Annotated in this window: 19 protein-coding genes and 1 tRNA gene; 11 read left to right on the forward strand and 9 right to left on the reverse strand. The window is 71.5% G+C overall.

The features are described 5' to 3' along the window. Positions 1–7: 7 nt before the first annotated feature. On the forward strand, positions 8–1,249 hold the full coding sequence (locus tag OJ997_RS21290) for an acyl-CoA dehydrogenase family protein (RefSeq protein ID WP_270027250.1): 1,242 nt from the start codon (positions 8–10) through the stop codon (positions 1,247–1,249). Continuing rightward, positions 1,250–1,921 carry a YceH family protein gene (locus tag OJ997_RS21295; protein ID WP_270027251.1) on the forward strand — a complete coding sequence of 224 codons (672 nt, stop codon included), beginning with the start codon at positions 1,250–1,252 and terminating at the stop codon, positions 1,919–1,921. A gap of 138 nt (positions 1,922–2,059) precedes the next feature. Here the strand turns inward: OJ997_RS21295 and OJ997_RS21300 are convergent, their stop codons facing one another. From OJ997_RS21300 to OJ997_RS21310, 3 genes are read right to left on the reverse strand one after another with little or no spacing between them, the layout of a single operon-like run. Next, on the reverse strand, positions 2,060–2,791 hold the full coding sequence (locus tag OJ997_RS21300; protein ID WP_270027252.1) for a hypothetical protein: 732 nt from the start codon (positions 2,789–2,791) through the stop codon (positions 2,060–2,062). A gap of 3 nt (positions 2,792–2,794) precedes the next feature. Then, positions 2,795–4,165, reverse strand: a complete 1,371-nt coding sequence (locus OJ997_RS21305) for a UTP--glucose-1-phosphate uridylyltransferase (RefSeq protein ID WP_270027253.1) — start codon at positions 4,163–4,165, stop codon at positions 2,795–2,797. After that, positions 4,162–4,407 (reverse strand): DUF188 domain-containing protein, encoded by a 246-nt coding sequence (locus tag OJ997_RS21310; protein ID WP_270027254.1) that lies wholly within the window; start codon positions 4,405–4,407, stop codon positions 4,162–4,164. The genes OJ997_RS21305 and OJ997_RS21310 overlap by 4 nt, the downstream gene beginning before the upstream one ends. A gap of 61 nt (positions 4,408–4,468) precedes the next feature. Between OJ997_RS21310 and OJ997_RS21315 the strand changes: the two genes are divergently transcribed. Further along, positions 4,469–5,179: a hypothetical protein gene (locus OJ997_RS21315; RefSeq protein ID WP_270027255.1), complete on the forward strand. Its 711-nt coding sequence runs from the start codon at positions 4,469–4,471 to the stop codon at positions 5,177–5,179. Here OJ997_RS21315 and OJ997_RS21320 read toward each other — a convergent pair. After that, positions 5,157–6,137 carry an NAD(P)/FAD-dependent oxidoreductase gene (locus OJ997_RS21320; RefSeq protein ID WP_270027256.1) on the reverse strand — a complete coding sequence of 327 codons (981 nt, stop codon included), beginning with the start codon at positions 6,135–6,137 and terminating at the stop codon, positions 5,157–5,159. The genes OJ997_RS21315 and OJ997_RS21320 overlap by 23 nt on opposite strands. Further along, positions 6,134–6,670, reverse strand: coding sequence for a molybdenum cofactor guanylyltransferase (gene mobA, locus OJ997_RS21325; protein ID WP_308213581.1), 537 nt, complete (start codon positions 6,668–6,670; stop codon positions 6,134–6,136). The genes OJ997_RS21320 and mobA overlap by 4 nt, the downstream gene beginning before the upstream one ends. Before the next feature lie 77 nt (positions 6,671–6,747). On the opposite strand from mobA, the gene OJ997_RS21330 reads away from it, so the two are divergent. From OJ997_RS21330 to OJ997_RS21340, 3 genes are all read left to right on the forward strand, one after another. Then, entirely contained in the window at positions 6,748–10,575 is a 3,828-nt protein-coding gene (locus tag OJ997_RS21330) for an OmpL47-type beta-barrel domain-containing protein (protein ID WP_270027257.1), read from the forward strand. 69 nt (positions 10,576–10,644) lie between these two features. After that, positions 10,645–11,085 carry a hypothetical protein gene (locus OJ997_RS21335; protein ID WP_270027258.1) on the forward strand — a complete coding sequence of 147 codons (441 nt, stop codon included), beginning with the start codon at positions 10,645–10,647 and terminating at the stop codon, positions 11,083–11,085. 157 nt (positions 11,086–11,242) lie between these two features. Next, positions 11,243–11,686 (forward strand): universal stress protein, encoded by a 444-nt coding sequence (locus OJ997_RS21340; RefSeq protein WP_270027259.1) that lies wholly within the window; start codon positions 11,243–11,245, stop codon positions 11,684–11,686. A gap of 531 nt (positions 11,687–12,217) precedes the next feature. Here the strand turns inward: OJ997_RS21340 and OJ997_RS21345 are convergent. Then, entirely contained in the window at positions 12,218–13,552 is a 1,335-nt protein-coding gene (locus OJ997_RS21345) for a S8 family serine peptidase (protein ID WP_270027260.1), read from the reverse strand. 106 nt (positions 13,553–13,658) lie between these two features. Between OJ997_RS21345 and tadA the strand changes: the two genes are divergently transcribed. Together tadA and OJ997_RS21355 are read left to right on the forward strand one after the other, a co-directional pair. Then, complete coding sequence (tadA, locus tag OJ997_RS21350; RefSeq protein ID WP_372517919.1) at positions 13,659–14,171, forward strand: tRNA adenosine(34) deaminase TadA; 513 nt, start codon at positions 13,659–13,661, stop codon at positions 14,169–14,171. Beyond that, positions 14,150–14,239 (forward strand) — tRNA-Ser (locus tag OJ997_RS21355). The genes tadA and OJ997_RS21355 overlap by 22 nt, the downstream gene beginning before the upstream one ends. Positions 14,240–14,280: 41 nt before the next feature. Here OJ997_RS21355 and OJ997_RS21360 read toward each other — a convergent pair. After that, positions 14,281–14,643 carry a DoxX family protein gene (locus tag OJ997_RS21360; RefSeq protein WP_270027262.1) on the reverse strand — a complete coding sequence of 121 codons (363 nt, stop codon included), beginning with the start codon at positions 14,641–14,643 and terminating at the stop codon, positions 14,281–14,283. Positions 14,644–14,744: 101 nt separating this feature from the next. On the opposite strand from OJ997_RS21360, the gene OJ997_RS21365 reads away from it, so the two are divergent. Next, positions 14,745–15,122 (forward strand): winged helix-turn-helix transcriptional regulator, encoded by a 378-nt coding sequence (locus OJ997_RS21365; protein WP_270027263.1) that lies wholly within the window; start codon positions 14,745–14,747, stop codon positions 15,120–15,122. A gap of 1 nt (position 15,123) precedes the next feature. Here OJ997_RS21365 and OJ997_RS21370 read toward each other — a convergent pair whose 3' ends face one another. Both OJ997_RS21370 and OJ997_RS37710 read right to left on the reverse strand, forming a co-directional pair. Further along, the gene (locus OJ997_RS21370) at positions 15,124–15,708 is read right to left on the reverse strand and encodes an ANTAR domain-containing response regulator (protein ID WP_270027264.1); all 585 of its coding nucleotides are present in this window, start codon (positions 15,706–15,708) and stop codon (positions 15,124–15,126) included. Beyond that, the gene (locus tag OJ997_RS37710; RefSeq protein WP_270027265.1) at positions 15,689–16,780 is read right to left on the reverse strand and encodes a sensor histidine kinase; all 1,092 of its coding nucleotides are present in this window, start codon (positions 16,778–16,780) and stop codon (positions 15,689–15,691) included. Before OJ997_RS37710 ends, OJ997_RS21370 begins: the two co-directional genes overlap by 20 nt. 101 nt (positions 16,781–16,881) lie before the next feature. On the opposite strand from OJ997_RS37710, the gene OJ997_RS21380 reads away from it, so the two are divergent. Continuing rightward, on the forward strand, positions 16,882–18,264 hold the full coding sequence (locus tag OJ997_RS21380; RefSeq protein ID WP_270027266.1) for a cytochrome ubiquinol oxidase subunit I: 1,383 nt from the start codon (positions 16,882–16,884) through the stop codon (positions 18,262–18,264). Between the two features lies 1 nt (position 18,265). Further along, positions 18,266–19,159, forward strand: coding sequence for a cytochrome d ubiquinol oxidase subunit II (locus tag OJ997_RS21385; RefSeq protein ID WP_270027267.1), 894 nt, complete (start codon positions 18,266–18,268; stop codon positions 19,157–19,159). Positions 19,160–19,220: the final 61 nt, after the last annotated feature.

Consider the following 19,220-nt stretch of genomic DNA (forward strand, 5'->3'; position numbering starts at 1 on the left):
CCGCAGCATGGAAGCAGTCACGGAGACGCTCAACCAGGGCGCGTTCTCGCTCGAGCTCAGCGAAGACCAGCGCGACGTACGCGACTGGGTGCACGGGTTCGCGGAGAACGTCGTCCGGCCCGCGGCGGCCGAGTGGGACGAGCGCGAGGAGACGCCGTGGCCGCTGATCCAGGAGGCGGCGAAGATCGGGCTCTACTCGTTCGAGGCGCTCGCGCAGTTCTACGCCGACGAGACCGGGCTGCTGCTCCCGATCGTCAACGAGGAGCTGTTCTGGGGCGACGCGGGGATCGGCATGTCGATCATGGGCACGACGCTCGCGGTCGCCGGCATCTTCTCGTCGGGCACGGGTGAGCAGCTGGGGGAGTGGGTGCCGCAGTGCTACGGGACGCCGGACGACCCGAAGGTCGGCGCGTTCTGCGTCTCAGAACCGGACGCGGGCTCGGACGTCTCTTCGCTGCGCACCCGCGCCAAGTACGACGAGGCGAAGGACGAGTGGGTGCTCAACGGCCAGAAGGCGTGGGTGACCAACGGCGGCATCGCCAACGTCCACGTCGTGATCGCGTCCGTCGAGCCCGAGCTGAAGGCGCGCGGCCAGGCCGGCTTCATCATCCCGCCCGACACGCCCGGCCTGAGCATGGGCACCAAGGTCAAGAAGCACGGCCTGCGCGCCTCGCACACGGCCGACGTCTTCCTCGACGACGTCCGCATTCCCGGCCGCAACGTGCTGGGCGGCAAGGAGAAGCTCGACGAACGTCTCGCCCGCGCGCGCGAGGGCACGCGCTCCAAGCGCCAGGCCGCGATGCAGACGTTCGAGAACACCCGTCCCGCGGTCGGCGCGCAGGCCATCGGGATCGCCCGCGCCGCCTACGAGTACGCGCTCGGCTACGCCAAGGAGCGCCAGCAGTTCGGCCGGCCGATCATCGAGAACCAGGCGATCGCCTTCGCGCTCGCGGACATGGCGATGGAGATCGACGCCGCGCGCCTGCTCGTCTGGCGCGCCTCCTGGATGGGCCGCACGGGCCGCAAGTTCGAGCACGCCGAGGGCTCGATGAGCAAGCTCAAGGCAGGCGAGGTGGCGGTCTGGGCGACCGAGCGCGCGATCCAGATCCTCGGCGGCAACGGCTACACGCGGGAGTTCCCGGTGGAGCGCATGCACCGCGACGCGAAGATCTACACGATCTTCGAGGGCACGAGCGAGATCCAGCGACTCGTCATCAGCCGCGCGATCTCGGGCATGATGATCCGCTAGATGGATCGCGATCTCGACCCTGTGGAGGTCCGCGTCCTCGGCTGCCTGATCGAGAAGCAGCGGACGACGCCGGACCAGTACCCGCTCAGCCTGAACGCGCTGCGCAGCGCGTGCAACCAGACGACGAACCGCAACCCGATCGTCTCCTACGACGAGGAGATGCTGCGCCACGCGCTGCAGAAGCTCGGTCGTCGCCGCTACTCCCGGCTCACCACCGGCCACACGAGCCGCGCTGCCAAGTACCGCCACCTGCTCGACGAGGCGCTCCCGCTGGACGCCGCGGAGCAGGCGGTGCTCGCGGTGCTCTTCCTCCGTGGCGAGCAGACCCCCGGCGAGCTCAAGCAGCGCACGGAGCGCATGCAGGCGTTCGACGGCGTGGCCGGGCTGCAGGACTGCCTGACCGGCCTGATCGACAAGGGCTTCGTGTCCGAGCTGGCGCGCCGGCCGGGGCAGAAGGAAGAGCGCTTCCGTCACAACCTGTCCGAGGACCTGGACCCCGCCGACGTGCCCGAGGGCGCGGACCTGCCGGCCCAGTCGGCGACGGTCGTGCCGCCGCCGCCCCGGCGCGACGAGCGGATGGACAAGCTCGAGGCCGAGGTGCTCGCGCTGCGGACGGAGTTGTCCGCGCTGCGCGAGGAGCTCACCACCCTTCGGGCCGAACTTGGGGCCTAACTAGACGCACGTTCAGCTCACCGGGGCGCTACGGGCGCGTAGGCTGCCCGCTTTATGGCGCAGTGGATTCCGATCGCGGTGATCACCCTGCTGGTGCTCGCGCTGGTCGTCGCGCTCGCGCGCCGCGCGTAGGGTGTCCTAGGGGGCGATCCCGATCACCAGCGCGAGCAGCTGATCGCTCGCGGACCGGACGGCCCGGACCGGGAACCCGGCGGCGCCGGCGAGGACGCGGCAGCCCAGCGCCCGCGTGCCGGCCAGCTCGAACGCCGCGAAGCCGTGCTCGCGCACCCCGCCGCCGTCGCGCTTCCACAGGGCCTCGTGGTCCCAGGACCGGAGCGCCTCGGCGTCGGCGAACAGGAAGAAGCGGCTGGCGAGGCTGATCATGCCGAACTCCGTCTCGCCCTCCGGCTCTTCCTCGGTGAGGTAGATCAGCACGTGGGTCCAGCGACGGTCGTCGTGCTCGTCGGGCATGGCCAGGACCCGCAGCTCGCGGTCGGCCGGGACCCGCGCGACGACCGACTCGGCGCCCTTGACGTCGAACACGCCGACGTCGTTGCGCGCCGCGAACGCGGGCCGCTCGATCGCGGGGACGCGCTCTTCGAGCTCCCGGATCGTCACGTCGAAGTCCGTGGTGAGCTCCTCGGCGCGCCCGCGCACCGTGTCCACGAGGCGGCGTGGGAGGTCGTGGTTGCGCCCGTCGTTCCAGCCCCACTGCTCGACGTGCAGGTGCGCCGCCGCGCGCTCGGCGTCGGGCCCTTCGAGCTCCAGGTCGACGTGGTCGTCCTCCGGCTCGTCCCAGGTCTTCACCAACGTCATGTCGGTGAGCACGAGCAGGCCCGACGGCGCGGTCACGGTGCCGAGCTCGATCACGCGCTAGCCCTCGAGCACGGTGCCGTCGTCGACCGTGGCCGGCCCCTCGACCTTCACGGAGCCGCGCGCGACGACGTTCGCGCCGAACGTCACGTCGCCCTCGACCTCGAAGCGGTCGGCCTCGGCGAGTGAGACGGGGCCTTCCGGGAAGCGCGCGTCGAAGTCGCGCATGAGCTTGTAGTAGTCGGGGTCGAGCGTGACGATCGGGACGTTCTCGCGCACGAGCTCCACGCGTGAGTCGTCCGTCAGGCGGTAGGCGTCCGAGCGCAGCGCGAGCAGGTCGTCGGTGGTCTTGACGGGCGCGAACCGCGTGCGCGGGACGACCAGCGCGCGGGCGCCCTCGAAGACCTCGATCGCCGCGCCCATCGCGGTCTCGATCTGGAACACCTCGGGCGAGGCCTTGTCGCCCGGGTCGACGGTCTTCTGGTTGCGGATCATCGGCAGGCCGAGCACGCCTTCGCGCTCGCGCATCGCCGCGTCCAGCGCGCGCAGGCTCACCCACAGGTTGTTGGTGTTGGCGTAGCGGTGCTTGCCGAGGTCCTGCAGCGCTTCCTTGTCCTCGTCGGGCGTCTGGGCGGTCTCGCGCAGCACGAGCCGGCCGTCCTCGATGCGCCTGGCGAGGTGGCCGCCCTTGCGGTCGGCCTCCGTGCGCTCGGTGACCTCCATGGCGAACGGGATGTCGTTGGCGCGCAGCCAGGTGAGGATGCGCGGCTCGAGCACCGCGCCGAGGTTGTCCGAGTTGGCGACGAACGCGTACTCGAAGCCCCGCTCGAGCAGGTCGGCGAGCATGCCCGAGGTCACGAGCGCCGTGTACAGGTCGCCGTGACCGGGCGGGCACCACTCGAGCGCCGGGTTGTCCGGCCACTCGACCGGCGTCAGGTCCTCGACGAGGAGCTTGGGCTCCTTGTTCTGGAGGAAGTCGAGCGGGAGCCCGATGTCGAGGTCGGCGTAGTCGCGTAGGGCGGCGACCGAGTCGTCGCGCGTCGAGAACGAGTCCATCAGCACAAGCGGCAGCTCGCAGTCGTGCCGGGCGCGCAGCGCGAGCACCTGGCGGGCGATGATGTCGAGGAAGCTGAGCCCGTCCTTGGCCTCCAGCAGCGACTTCGCGCCGGTCAGGCCCATGCTCGTGCCGAGCCCGCCGTTGAGGCGCAGGACGATCGCCTTCCCGAGCGCCTCGTGCTCGGCATCGGCGTCGGCGGGGAGGTCGTCGAGGTGCGGCAGGTCGCTCACCGGCTCGATCGAGCCCTCGGGCAGCAGGCCCGTCTCGCCCGCCTCCAGTTGGCGGTAGTAGTGCTCGAAGGCGTTGATGGCGGCGTCCGCCACGCCCTCCTCGCGCATCTTCTGGACAGCGGCGCGCAGGCCTTCTTCGCTCACTGGGCTGAATCTAGCCGACGCCTGAACGTCCCTGCGCCCTCAACGTCAGCGCCCTGCTCGCGAACCCGGGCGGCGAGGGTGGCGTCGCTCGTGATGACGCGGTCGCCGGGCGCGACGCGGCGCACGATCTCGTCGTCGGCGGCGTCGCGGCCCCGCCGCGGCGCGCGCACGACCGTCACGCTGCCGGCGGTCCCGATCAAGTCCTCGGGCCCCGAGTCGAGTACCACGGTGACGTTACGCACCGTCCTATTCCTTACCCGGCTAAAGGGTGATCGACAAACGGCCGATGCGGAGAGCAACCCAATGCGCGTCGATACCTCCCTCCTCCAAGGCATCACGGCTGCGAACCACGCGGCGGTCAAGGCCAAGTCCTCCTCGCTGACGTCGACGGGGACCACCACTTCTTTCTCGAGCGCCCTCAAGTCGGCGTCCACCGAGAAGGAGACCACCAAGCCCGTCGAGGGCCAGAACTACGCCGAGATCCTCACGGGTCCGCGTGCCGGCATGTACGTCAACACGTCGGAGAACGCCCGCAAGGGCGAAGCGTTCATCCTCGTCAAGGGCAAGGACGGCTCCGAGCAGCACATCTACGGCACCGGCAAGGACCGCAAGGTCGTCTCCAGCGGCAGCGATTCGTCTTCGTCGTCGTCCACGGACAAGACGGTGTCCGACAAGTCCGGCTCGACCAGCAAGGCGCCCGCGAACGAGACTTCCAAGCCGGTCGAGGGTCGTGGCTACGCCGACATCCTCACGGGCACGCGCAACGGCCTGTACCTGAACACGAGCGGCAACGCGCGTGACGGCCAGGTCTTCTCGCTCGTCAAGCGTGAAGGCCGCGAGTACCACATCTACGGCACCGGCAAGGACCGCCTGGTCGTCGGCCTGCGTCCGAAGCCGGAGACGACGACGGAAGAGACGCCGTCGACGACCGACAAGGCGCCGACCACCGACACGACGAAGACCACCGGGACCGGGACGACCGGATCCGGCATCACCGACGCGGCGACGACGTAAAGCGCGTCACGTCGAGGGCCGGCGGGATCTCCGCCGGCCTCCCGAGCATGAGATCCGCGACGAGCCGTGCCGACGCCGGCCCGAGCGTGATCCCCCATGCCCCGTGGCCGCTCGCCACGTAGACCTCCTCGCCGATGCGTCCCAGCATCGGCCGTCCGTCGGCCGAGCCCGGCCGCGCGCACGCCCGCAGACCGCGCATTGGGTGCCGGTCCAGGCCGGGCAGGAAGCGCGTGGCGTGGGCGACGATGCTCGGCGCCTTGGCCTCCGGGGCGGGCCTCTCCGGCTCGAACGTGGACCCGATCGCGCTGATCCCGCGCGCGGTCACGGCGCTGAACAGCGTCTCCGGCACGGCGTCTGACGTCAGCGCGTCGATGCCCGCCTCCTCCAGGACATGCGTGGGCGCGTCCGGCAGCTCGAACTCCACCACCACGCCCCAGACCGGCGTGATCGGGAGCGGGAGCAGCTCGCCCGTCCACGGGCCGGCGGCGATCACGCGCGGGCCGTCGGTCGGACCCGGCTCGCCGATCACGAAGCGTGCGCCGGCCGCTTTCGCGCGGTCCGCCCATGCGTGCGCCGCGGCGGCGGGCGGGACCGGGCGGCCGGTGTCGATGCGCCGCGCGAACAGGCCGTGGGCGAGCGCGGGCTCGAGCCGGTGCGGGTCCTCGATCAGCTCCGCGCCCGGATGCTCGAACGGCTGCTCGCTGACCAGCAGCAGCCCGACGGGGTCGGCGGGGAAGGTGAAGCCCTCGAGCGCGCGGTAGTGCGCGAGCGACTCCTCATAGAGGCCGGTGAGCGCCGGGTCGAGCGGGTCCTGCACGACGCCCGAGTTGCGCCCGGACGCGCCGGCGGCGATCGCCTCGCGCTCGTGGACGACGACGCGTGCGCCGCCCTCGGCAAGGAACGCGGCGAGCGCGCAGCCGACGATCCCGCCGCCGACGACCGCGAAGTCCGCGCTCATGGGCGCGCCGCCTCGTCGAGCGCGCGCTCGGCCGCGGCGAGCTCCTCGGGCGTGTTCAGGCTCCGCACGAGCGCGGCGGGCGCGCCCAGCACGGCGGGGGCGAGCTGCGCCAGCGTCCGGCGCAGGGAAGCCTCCTCGGCCAGCGCGGCGCGCAGGACCGGCAGCTGCGACGGCTCGTAGCGGCCGGGGAAGGGCTCGTCGGCCACGGCGATCGCCGGGCCGTCGTGCTCGGCCAGCGCGCGCAGCAGCTCGGGCGTGACCCACGGCTGGTCGCAGGCGACGGCGACGAGCGCGCCGTGGTGCTCGAGCGCGGCCACGACTCCTACCAACGGGTGCGTGGGCTCCGCGGGCTCCACCAGAACGGGGAGGTCGGGCAGCGCCGTGTCGGGTTTCGCGACGACTACCGCGTCGAGGCCGGCGGCGCGCGCGGCCGCCAACGGGCGCTTGATCAACGGCTCGCCAGAGAACGTTGCCAGCGCTTTCGCACCCCCGAGCCGGCGTCCCCGGCCCCCCGCCAACACGGCCACGATCACGCGCCAAGTATGGCTCTGGTCCGAAAAGTGTCCAGCTCCGGCTCCAGATCCTCACTGCTCTGCCGATCAACGGGAACGTGAAGCCTCGGATTCGCACATTTGTCCTCCTGTTCGTTTTCGCGCTGGCGCTGCCCGCGACCGCGTCCGCGAATCCGTGGGCCTCGATCGCCGCCACGCCCCCGCTGTGCATCACCGACCCGGGTCCATGGGCGGGGCTGGCCACGGACACGACCGTCTCCCCGAGCGGCTGGACCAACAACCCGGTCGTCGCGCTCTCGGGCACGGACGTGCAGGGCTACGAGTGGCGGATCGACTGCGACCCGGTGCAGACCACCGGCAGCGCGAACCTCCCCGACGGCGCGCACACCTTCTCGCACCGCGCCCAGGAGAACGTCACGGGCGACTGGACGCCGTGGGTCACCGACGCCGTCGAGATCGACACCGGCCTCCCGGTCAACAGCACGAGCGTCTCCTCCGGCTGGCAGCAGGGCCCGGTCAACGTCAACCTCAACGTCTCCGACGCGACCTCGCCCGTGCACGGCGAGTGGCGCTTGGACCCGGCCGACCCGTACACGGTCTCCAACACCGCCGCGGTCAGCGGCACCGGCACGCACACGCTCTACACGTCGGCCGTCGACGCCGCCGGCAACCGGCACGACCGCTCGCACACCGTGCGCGTCGACAACGTGGCGCCGACCAACGACACCGTCGTCGATCCCGGCTGGTACACGAACAAGGCCGTCATCCCGCTGGTCGCCTCCGACGCCGACTCCGGCGTGGAGCGCATCGTCTACCAGCTCGACGGCGCCGCCGGCGTGCCCGTGTTCGTCAACGGCACCAACCTCGAGGTCACCGGCAACGGCATCCACGCGCTGCGCGTCTACGTCTTCGACCACGCCGGCAACCAGAGCGGCTACACCGACTACGTCGTGCGGGTCGACGCCGCCGGCCCGGTCGACAACACGACCGTCCCCTCCGGCTGGGTCACCAACAGCCCGTCCGTCGACGTCCACATCACCGGCAGCGACAGCGCCGGCAGCGGCGTGACCGAGATCCGCTGGGAGCTCATCGAGGACGCGCGCTCGGGCACCGTCATGAGCGCCGGCCCGGTCGACATCACCGTCACCGGCGAGGGCGTCCACACGCTGCGCACCCGCTTCTTCGACGGCGACGGCCACGACTCGGGCTGGAAGACCCAGTACGTCCGGATCGACACGGCCGTCCCCGTGGACACCACCACGGTCTCCCCGGTGTGGCTCTCCCGCAACTCCCTCGACGTCAACCTGACCGCCACCGACGCGAGCCCCGGCTCCACCGTGTCGCGGATCGAGTACCGCCTCGACGGCGTGCCCGGCACCGTGAACGGCCCCAGCGGCATCGTCCCGGTCACCGGCGCGGGCGAGCACGAGCTCGAGACACGCGCCTTCGACGTCGCCGGCAACACGTCCGGCTGGTTCTCGCGCGTCGTCCGCCTCGACCCGGACGCGCCGACCAACACGACGCCGCTCGCCGACACGGGCTGGCGCCAGAACGCCTACGGCGTGCGCCTCAACGGCACCGACTCCAACTCCGGCGTCGCCTCGCTGGACTGGCGCGTCGACGGCGGCGCCTGGAACAGCGGCGGCATCAACGCCACCAACGCCTACGTCAGCGGCGACGGCTCCCACACGCTCACGACGCGGGTGAAGGACGTCGCGGGCAACATGTCCGCCCCGCGCGACGAGACGATCCGCATCGACTCCGTCAAGCCGACCGACACCACCACCGTCCCGGGGACCGTCGGCAACGGCCGCAAGATCAACGTCACCGCGACCGACGCGCTGTCCGGCCCGTCCGGCTCCGTCGAGTGGCAGCTCGACAACGGCGCCGTCAAGAGCTCGCTCCAGGCCACGATCACCGGCATCGGCCCGCACGTGCTCAAGACGCGCGTGCAGGACAACGCGGGCAACTGGAGCGACTGGAAGAGCTTCAACGTGACCGTCAGCGGCGCCCTCCCGCAGGAGGACAGCGACGCGCCGATCGACACCACGACGGTCCCGCTCAACTGGCGCACCGGTCCCGTGGGCGTGACGGTCACGGCCGACGACAACGGCGGCACGGGCGTGGACTACGTCGAGTACCGCGTCGACGGCAACGCGATCGTCTCCGGCCCGGTCAACACCACCTTCACGGTCACCGACGACGGCACGCACACGATCGAGACGCGCGCGACCGACTTCGCCGGAAACGTCGGCGTCTGGCGCTCGCAGACGCTCAAGATCGACAGGACGCTCCCGGTGGACACGTCCGCGCTCACGGCCGGCTGGGTCAACACCCGTGCGGTCGTGCTGACCGCGACCGACGCGACCTCCGGCGTGGCCAAGATCGAGTACCGCGTCAACGGCGGCACGGTCACGACGGTCAACGCGGCCACCGCGAACTTCACGCTTCCCGCCGACGGCACGTTCACGGTCGATCGCCGGATCACCGACGTCGCCGGGCAGGCGACGGGGTGGAAGAGCACCGAGCTCAAGGTCGACACCGTCGTCCCGACGCTCACGAGCGCGGTCGCGCCGGCCACCTGGCAGATCACGCCGCTGTCCGTGGACATCACCGGCAACGACGTGGGCTCGGGCGTCGATCACGCCGAGTGGCGGATCGGCTCGACCGGCACGATCAAGACGGGCACCCCGGCGGTCGTCACGACCGAGGGTGTGCAGACGCTGGAGTCGCGCGTCGTCGACAAGGCCGGCAACGTGTCGACCTGGCGCTCGGAGCCGATCCGCGTCGACCTCACCAAGCCCACCAACACCACCCCGGCCGTCCCGGCGGGTTGGCGCAAGTCCAGCTTCACGACGACGGTCACCGGCACCGACGCGACGTCCGGCGTGCTCCGCATCGAGTGGAAGCTCGACACGGCCCCGTCCGCGACGCTGACGCCCGCCGTCTCGATCACGCAGGAGGGTTCCTACAAGCTCTTCTCACGTGTGCTCGACAACGCCGGCAACGCCTCGGACTGGCGTGAGGACACCGTCGCGATCGACAAGACCGCGCCGACGCTCGCCGCCGACTGTGGCGCCGCGACCTGGCGCAACGCCGCGGCGACGTGCACGGTGTCGGCGTCCGGCGGGATCTCCGGCCTGGCGGTCGTGTCCGGCGCGCGGGGCGGCGAGGGTGCCGTCGACGTGTCCGGCGGCGTCTACACCGTCGACGCCGAGGGCACGTCCTCCATCGTCTTCCGGGCCGTCGACGGCGCGGGCAACGAGGTCACCAAGCAGGGCTCGGTCAAGGTCGACCGCACCGCGCCGGCGACCACGCTGACCTGCACGCCGGACCCGAAGTCTTTGAACTACGTCTGCACCGGCGGCGGCACCGACGGCCTGTCCGGGATCGCCTCGGTCAAGTGGTCGGTCAGCGGCGGCGCCGCGACGCCGATCGCCGCGGGCGCCCCGTTCACCGTGGCCAAGGGCAAGGTCGTCGTCACCGCGACGGACACCGCCGGCAACGTCGGCACCTCGCAGGCCGTGACGCTCGCCGAGCGCAAGGCCGACGCGGGCCACAGCGACACCGGCGAGGAGACGGGGGTCACCCCGCGCTCCACGAGCGAGGCGGTGCTGCTGAAGGGCGGCAAGGCCTCTTCGTCCTCGCGGCTCGTCGGCCAGCTCGCGCTGTCGGCCACGCCGTCGGCGACGACGGTCGACCTGCGCCCGCTCGCGCTCGGCAAGGGCACGTTCCGGCTCACGCTCAAGGTCACCGTGGGGAAGAAGACCAAGACCGTGAACAAGGTCCAGAAGACGATCAAGGGCTACTCGAAGCGCGTCACGGTCAAGGCCGCCGCGGGTGCCGACGCCAAGGTCACGCTGACCGTCAAGCGCAAGGTCGGCAAGCGCTGGGTCGCGCACGCGACCGCCAGCGCGAAGCTCTGACACCCCCGGGTTGACGTTCCCGGATCGCTTGAGACAATTGTCTCGAGCGATCGTCCGAAGGAGCGCTTCATGTCCGAAGGTGCCCGAGTTCTCGTCGTCGCCAACAAGACGGCCGCGACGCCCGCGCTGCTGGAGGCGGTGCGTGAGCGAGCGGCCCGTGGGCCGGCGACGTTCACGCTGCTCGTCCCGAACGCCGCGCACGGCCTGCACAAGCTCGTCGACCCGGAGGACCAGGGCCGCGGCGAGGCCGAGGCGGTGATCGAGCTCGCGGTGCCCTTGCTGGAGGATGCCGCCGGCGGCCCCGTCGAGAGCATGATCGGCGTGCCCGAGCCGCTCGCCGCGATCCAGGACGCGATCAACGTCCACGGCTTCGACGAGCTGATCATCTCCACGCTGCCTCAGCGCGTCTCCAAGTGGCTGCACCTGGACCTGCCCGCCAAGGCCGCCGGCCTCGGCCTGCCGGTCACCACGGTGGTCGCGTCCAGCCGCACGGAGCGCGCCATGGCCTGAGATGAGAGCGGGCGGATAGCCTGGGGGCGGTGAACCGCCTCTGGATCTGGATGCAGGTGATCATCGTGCTCTGCGTGATCGCCAGCTTCGTGATCGCCCTCGTCAAGCTGTGACCGAACCGACATAGCGCCCGCCCCGGCGTGCGTATGATCGCGCCATGTTCCGCTCGATCGTCGTAGGCACCGACGGTTCCGACACCGCCCAAAAGGCGGTCGACGAGGCGATCGACCTCGCCAAGTCCCTGAACGCCAAGCTCTGGCTCGTCTCCGCCTACGAGCCCGTCCCCAAGGCGCGCCTCCGCGAAGAGGCCCGCCAGACCCCCGCCGACCTCCAGTGGATGGTCAACCCCCGCGAGGAGGTGGATCAGACGCTCTCCGACGCCGCGGACCTGATCCGCGCGGCCGGCGTCGAGGTGGAGACCTTCGCCCGCGAGGGCGACCCGGCCGACGCCATCCTCGACGTCGCCGAAGAGCGCGACGCGGACCTGATCGTGGTCGGCAACAAGGGCATGACCGGCGCGCGCCGGTTCCTGCTGGGCTCGGTGCCGAACAAGGTGTCGCACCACGCGCCGTGCTCGGTGTTGATCATCCGCACCGTCTGAACGGCAACGGCTGACCACACCCACGGGCGCCGCGTCAAGCAATTCATGCCCGCGACGTCGAGGTTCACGGCGCGGTCGTCAGGAATTGCTTGACCCGTCGCGGCGCGGCGTGGTGTGTGCGGGTGAGCCGGGTTCCCCGGACTTTGGAACGCGTTCGCGTTCCCTCGTTTGATGTCTCGGGCCGGTTTCGCAGGGGGGTGCGGAACAAAAGCGTCCTCACAGGACCGTTTTGTTCGGCACCCCCCTCGATCGGGCCGGAGTGGGGGGTGTGTCCCCAAACCGTCCCGTGAGGAAGGTTTCGAGGCACACCCCCTCGCGAAACCGGCCTGAGCCATGCGAACGGGGGAACGCACAGCGTTCCCACAGTCCGGGAACCGGACCTCATTTGCCCGTAAGCGCACCGGCCGCGGCGGGTCAAGAAATTCGTGACCCGGCCGCGAGCCTCCACAAACGTGGTCGCACGAATTACTTGACGCGGCGCCCGACGGTGTGCTCGCTGTTAGCCGTCCCGCCGTGCGCCGCGTGCGCGGCTCAGGTGACGGGTATCGCCGGGTTCGTCGCGTTCGCGGCGTTGATGCGGCCCCAGCCGTAGTGCGGGTCCTTGCCGGCCGGGCCGAGGTCCTGGGCCGTGAGCTCCATGCGGCGTTCGATCGCGTTCGGGGTGGGCTTGGGGCCGAGGATCCCGGAGGCGATGACCAGCGCGGCGGTCGCGGAGGCGTGCGGGGCGGCCATCGAGGTGCCGATGTAGCCGTCCGGCAGGCCGAAGCGGCGCGGGGAGCTCGTGAAGGTCATCTGGAAGATGTCCAGGCCGGGCGGCTCGAGGGGGCGGCAGAACGGGTCGCCCTCCAGGGCCGCGTCGACGCCGCCGCCCGGGGCGACGATGTCGAGGTCGGCGCCCTCGTTGGAGTAGTCGGCTTGGCAGCCGTGCTGGGTGGTCGCGCCGACCGAGAGCACGTCGCTCGAGCGGGCCGGGTAGGCGACGGCGGCCGCGGCGGCGTTGCCGGACGCGCCGACCACGAGCGTGCCCTTGCGGCGCGCGTGGCGGATCGCGTTGAGGATGTTCGGGATCTGCGAGCGGGTGATGTCCGACGGGAACTCGAACGAGAGGTTGATGACCTGCGCGCCATGGTCGGCGGCGTAGCGGATGCCCGCGGCGATCCGGCCCGAGTCTCCCTCGCCCTCCGCGTCCAGCACCTTGACCGGCATGATCTTCACGCCGTAGGCCAGGCCCGTGAGGCCGATCGTGTTGCCCGTGCCCTCGGCGATCGTGCTCGCCACGTGCGTGCCGTGGCCGTTGTCGTCGTTCGGGTACGGGTCGTTGTTCGCGAAGTCCCAGCCCTTGACGAACCGCGACGGCGAGAAGTCGGGCGAGCGGAGGAAGCGGCCCCGGTTGGCGTAGGCCACGCCGGTGTCCAGCACCGCGACGATCACGCCCTTGCCGCCCGGCCGCCCGGCGCGCGCCAGGTTTGCCCACGCTTCCGGCGCGTTGACGCCCGTCTCGGGCAGGAAGTTCCACTGCAGGCTCTGCCAACCGCCCGGGGCCGAGGCGTTGCCCGGGTCGGGCGGCACCCAGCCCGACACGTGCGCGATGTAGTTCGGCGTGACGCTCGTGACGTCGCTGCGCTTCGCGATCGCCCGCGAGGCCTTCGCGACGTCCCGCACACGCACGACCCGCGAGCCGCGCGCATCCGACACCACGACCTCGTTCGCCCGTGAACGCGCCGGCGCCGCCGCACGCGCCTTCATCGCCGCGGCGACGGCCCGCGCCTCACCCGAGCCGCCCGCCGAAGCGCCGGCCACCGGCCCGATGGCGAGCACGGTGGCGAGAAGCAGGGTGGCGGAAAGCAGGCGGGAGCGGAAAGACATGCGGTTGGAACGGGCGGGCATTCGGCGTGTGCCCGTCCCGACTCGTACAACATGATCGGCAGGGTGAAGTTGCTGAACAACCCCAAGGTGCCACGAAACTGTGCCAATTGTGTGCCGAGATGAGCACGAGGGCCCGATGCGGCTCGCGATCGCCGAAGCCGAGAAGGCCCTCACGCACGACGACGTCCCCGTCGGCGCGGTCATCCTCGGCCCCGACGGGACCGTCATCGGCGCCGGCCACAACGAGCGCGAGCTCCTGCAGGACCCCAGCGCCCACGCCGAGATGCTCGCCATCCGCCAGGCCGCTGAGCACATCGGCTACTGGCGCCTGCTCGACACCACGCTCTACGTGACCCTCGAGCCGTGCGCCATGTGCGCGGGGGCGATCGTCCTCGCCCGCATCCCGCACGTCGTCTACGGCACCACCGACCCGAAGGCGGGCGCCGCCGGCAGCGTGCTGGACATCCTCGCCGAGCCGCGCCTGAACCACCGCCCGCAGGTCACCAAAGACGTCCTGCAGCCCGAATGCGCGGCCCTGCTGAAGGACTTCTTCGCCGCCCGCCGTCGTCGCCCGCTACCCTCAACCGTCGCACACCCGGAGGGGTGCGAGAGTGGTTGAATCGGGCGGTCTCGAAAACCGTTGAGCGGGTAACCCCTGTTCCGAGGGTTCGAATCCCTCCCCCTCCGCTTGAAAGGGCGCCCAGTGGGCGCCCTTTGTCGTTCTGGGCCTACGTGGACGCCGCCAGCCACGCCGTCACCGCGGCGAGCACGATCAGGACGACGTTGAGCCACGCCTGAGCCCGCTCTCCGCGAGACAGGTGGAAGCTGCCGGCCAGCACCTGGAGCACGGCGAGCCCCACCGCCGCGACCACCGCCAGCCACGGCGCGATGTCGAGCAGCCGCGGCACGATCAGGCCGACCGCACCCAGGAGCTCCACGACGCCGATGAACCGGATCAGCGCCAGCGGCGTGGTCTCGACCCAGTGCATCATCGGCGCGAGCTGCGCCTTGCTCCGCACGGCCTTGATCGAACCCGAGTACACGTAGAAGACGGCCAGCAGGCCGGCGAGCACCCAGTAGGCGACGGTCATGAGAACCTCCGATAGTTACGACTTGTAAGCAGCCGCATCATGCGTGACCATCGGGGTGCCTACAAAAGGCACATCCGTGTGCGTTACGAACAAGGAACCGCATGTCGCAGTACGAGAAGACCTGCCTGATCCGCGCCGACGCCGGCCGCGCGATCCGGGCGATCCTCGACCGCATCGGCGACAAGTGGACGCTGCTGATCGTCGCCACGCTTCACGGCCGGCGGATGCGCTTCACCGAGCTCCAGCGCCACATCCCCGGCATCTCGCAGCGGATGCTGTCCCTGAACCTGCGCCACCTCGAGCGCGACGGCCTGGTCACGCGCACCGCGCACGCCGAGGTGCCGCCGCGCGTCGAGTACGAGCTGACCGAGCGCGGCCAGACGCTGATCGGGCCGGCCGTGACGCTCGCCGAGTGGGCGATCGAGCACAACCCGGACATCGCGGAGAGCCAGCAGGCCTACGACGCCCGCCAGGCGTAGCTCAGGGGCGCTTCTCGTACAGCGCGCGCTGGTCGACGATCGCGCGCGCCACGTCGGCGAGCCGCAGGTTGCGGTCGCGCGCGGTGGAGCGGATGCGCGCGAACGCCTCCGGCTCGCTCAGGCCCAAGGCGGTCATGAGGATGCCCTTGGCCTGCTCGACCACCTTGCGGTCGGCGAGCGCCTGGCGCGTGGAGTCGACCTCTTCGCGCAGCGCCTCCAGCTCGGCCGCGCGGGCCGCCGCCAGGCGCAGCGCCGCGTCCAGCTGGCGGTCGTCGACCGGCTTGGTCAGGTGGGCGAGCACGCCCGCCGTGATGGACCGTTCCAGCACCTCCGGCGCGTCCAGTCCGGTCAAAACCACCACCGGTCGGCGCGGGCCGTCCACCGACAGGTCACGCGCGAGCTCGATGCCGTCCCCGTCGGCGAGGTCGACGTCGAAGAGGTAGAGGTCGGCGCCGACCCCGCGGGCCAGCGCGGCGGCTTCGACCACCGACGCCACCGGACCCACGACCTCGTGCCCGAGCGCGCCGAGCCGGCGCGCCAGGCCGAGGGCGATGATCGGGTCGTCCTCAGCGACGAGGATTCGCATCGGTGGGGAAGTCGATTCGGACGGCGCCGTCCACGTCGCGCTGAAGTGTGCCGTGCAACCCGTTCGTCACGACCTGGCGCACGAGGGTCAGACCGAGACCGGGCGCGGCGAGCGCCTCGGACGACGGCCCGGAGCCCCCATCACGCACCGTCAACACGCCGTCGGCGGTCAAGGTCACGCGCACCGGCGGCGACCCGTGCTGGATCGCGTTCGTGACCAGCTCGTTGACCACGACGCCGAGGTGCTGCGCCTGCGCGAACGGCAGCTCGACCGGCTCGGCCTCCACGCGCACGTCGTCGTAGCCGGCCACGATCGCGTCCAGCAGCTCGTTCGCCTGCACCCGCCCGCCGCGGCGGCTGGCAAGGACCTGGTGGACGGCGGCGATCGCGTGGATGCGTTCCGCGGCCCGGTCGAACGCCTCGGCGCTCGCGGGGTCCTCCGGCCGCCCGAGCAGCAGCAGCTCCGCGACCACCTGCAGCGAGTTCTTCACGCGGTGGTGCGACTCGGCGAGCATCGCGCCCTCGAGCTCGGCGCGGCGGACCGCCTCCGTCACCGCCAGCGCGTTCCGGCGCACGGATCGGGCGAGCATCAGGCTCAGCGCGGTCGAGCCGGCGAGCAGGACGAGGTGCAGCAGCGCCTCGGGCACGGGCAGCGGATCGGGCGCGAACCCCACGGACGCGCCGAACGCCACCGCCGCCACGACCATCCACGCGACGAGCTTGCGCGGGTTGTCGTCGTGCGAGATCGCCAGGAAGGGGACGACGAGCAGAAGCAGCAGGTCGAGCCGTGACTGGCCGCCCGCGATCAGCACGAGCCCGCACACGGAGATCAGCACGCCGCCGGCCCACAGGTCGATCAGCAGGCGCCCGCGCGGGGTGGGCAACAGCGCGGCCCAGGGGAGGCGCGCCATCACGAGGTGCGCGATCGCGGCGAGCCCCGTCAGGACGGCGACGAGCTCGGCGTCCAGAATCGGCACGCCCACCACGAGCGCCGTGATCACGGCCGCCACTGAGGTCCAGCCGAGCGCCGTTCCCGCCCGCAGCGCCTCGTGGAGTGGAATCCGGTCGGCCACAGCTCTACAGTACGTAGCGGTCGCTCACGATCGGTGGCCAAGGGTCCCGTAAGCCCGTTCCTCAATTGCCCCCTGGGCACGAACGGAAAGGGACCCCACCGATGACCTCGCTCGACCTCGCTCGCTGGCAGTTCGGCCTGACGACGCTGCTGCACTTCGCGATCGTCGGCGTCTCGATCGGGCTGACGTTCTTCGTCGCGGTGATGCAGACCCGCTACCTGCGCACCGGCGATCCACGTTGGCTCCGGCTGACCAAGTACTACGGCAGAGCGCTGGTCGTGGTGTTCGCGGTCGGCGTCGTCACCGGCCTCATGCAGACGTTCCAGTTCGGGATGAACTGGGCCGGGTTCTCGCGCTACGTCGGCGACGTGTTCGGCGCGCCGCTCGCGCTGGAGGGCCTGGCGGCGTTCTTCGTGGAGTCGGTGTTCCTCGGGCTGTGGATCTTCGGCTGGGACAAGCTGCGGCCGAAGGTCCATCTCGCGTGCCTGTGGATCGTGAGCGCCGCGACGATGCTCTCGGCGTACAGCATCCTCGTCGCGAACTCGTGGATGCAGCACCCCGTCGGCTACGAGATCGTCGACGGGCGCGCGCAGCTCACGGACGTGTTCGCGGTGCTCTTCAACGCGACCGTGGGACTGACCGCGGCGCACGTCCTGCTCGCGTCCTTGACCACCGGGGCGGTCGTCGTGCTGGGGATCGCCTGCTGGCAGATCCGGCGTGGCCGTGAGGTGGACGCGTTCAGCGCCGTCGCGCGGATGACGGTCGTGATCGGGTTGGGCGCCGCCCTCGGCGCGGCCGGCGCGGGCCACTTCCAGGGCGTGCTCGCGCTCGAGCAGCAGCCGATGAAGATGGCCGCCGCCGAGGCCCACTACGAGACGGAGGCGCCGGCCGGGCTGTCGCTGTTCGCGCTCGGCCGGGTCGCGACCGACCCCGGGCCGCCGTTCCTGAACGTGAAGGTGCCGGTGGCGCTGAGCTTCATCAACTCCTTCTCGCTGACCAGCGAGGTGCGCGGGATCGAGCAGCTGCAGGCCGAGGCCGTCGCGCGGTACGGGCCCGGCGACTACACGCCGGTCGTCGCGCTCATGTACTGGAGCTTCCGGCTGATGGTCGGCAGCGGCGTGCTGCTGATCGCGCTGATGGCCTGGGGCTGCCGACTCGCCGCGACCGGGCAGCTGGAGCGCTCGAAGTGGTTCCTGCGGGCGGCCCCGCTCGCGGTGGCGGTGCCGTTCGGCGCGCAGGCCGGCGGCTGGATCCTGCGCGAGGGCGGCCGGCAGCCGTGGATCGTCGAAGGGCTGCTGCGCACGGACGCGGCCTCCTCCGACGTGACCGCGCTGGCCGTCGCGTCCTCGCTCGGCGCGTTCCTGGCCGTGTACGCGGTGATCTTCTGGACGGCCGGACGCGTCCTGCGGCGGGAGCTCGCCCACGGACTGCCTGCGGCGGAGCGAACGCCGCGGCTGACCCCCGACCTCGCCCTGGGGTACTGAGATGTTCGGACTCGAAGGCCTGCCCGCGCTGTGGCTGCTGCTGCTCGGCGTCGTCTGGGCGCTCTACCTCGGCCTCGGCGGCACCGACCTCGGCGTCTCGATGCTGCTGCGGCGGATGCCCGATCGCGCCGCCGCGCTGCGCACCAACGGCGCGACCTGGGCGACGAACGACGTCTGGCTCGTGATCGCGGTCGCCGCGACCTTCGGGGCGTTCCCCGGTTGGTACGCGGCGTGGATGAGCGGGCTGTACGGCGTGCTGGTCGTGCTCATTCTGGCGCTGATCGTGCGCCACGCGGGGACCGAGCTGATGGGTCACCTCGACGAGCGGTCGGCGAGGTGGTGGACGTGGGCGATCGTCGGCTCGGCGTGGGTGAACGCGATCGGCTGGGGGATCGTCTGGGCATGGCTGCTCGAGGGCGGCGACGTGCTCACGGTCTCGACCGTCCTGGGTGGTGTCGGGCTCGCGCTGGTCTGCCGGGTGGCGGGTGCCGCGTACCTGGAGCGGCGATTGGAGGACGGCACGGTGGCGGCGGTCGTGCGGCGCCGCACGGTTCCGGTCGCGCTGGTGTTGGCGGTGGTGGCGGGCGTGGCGTTGCAGAGTCCCTGGACCGGCCTGGTCGTGCTCGCCCTCGTGCCGCGCTTGGCGCTCTGGAGCGCGGGCCTGGCGGCGGCGATCGTCCCGCTGGCCGTGCTCGCCGCGGCCTCCCCGAACGTGGCGGGCGTCGATCTGCGCGTCGAGGCCGCCGGCGACTACACGCTGACGCTGATGACGGTGATCGCGGCGGTCGTGCTGCCGCTGATCCTGCTCGCGCACGCGCTGGCCTATTCCCGCTTCCGCCGCGAACCAGGCGGCCTGGTGAACCTGACCCGCCGCGCGATGGAGCAGCTGCGATGAGCGCGCGGCGCAAGCGCGGCCGCGCGGCGAGCGGCGCCGGTGGGCGCGCGGCGCGCGGCGA

The sequence above is a fragment of the Solirubrobacter phytolaccae genome, assembly GCF_027587195.1.
In the GTDB taxonomy this organism is placed as follows: Bacteria; Actinomycetota; Thermoleophilia; order Solirubrobacterales; family Solirubrobacteraceae; genus Solirubrobacter; species Solirubrobacter phytolaccae.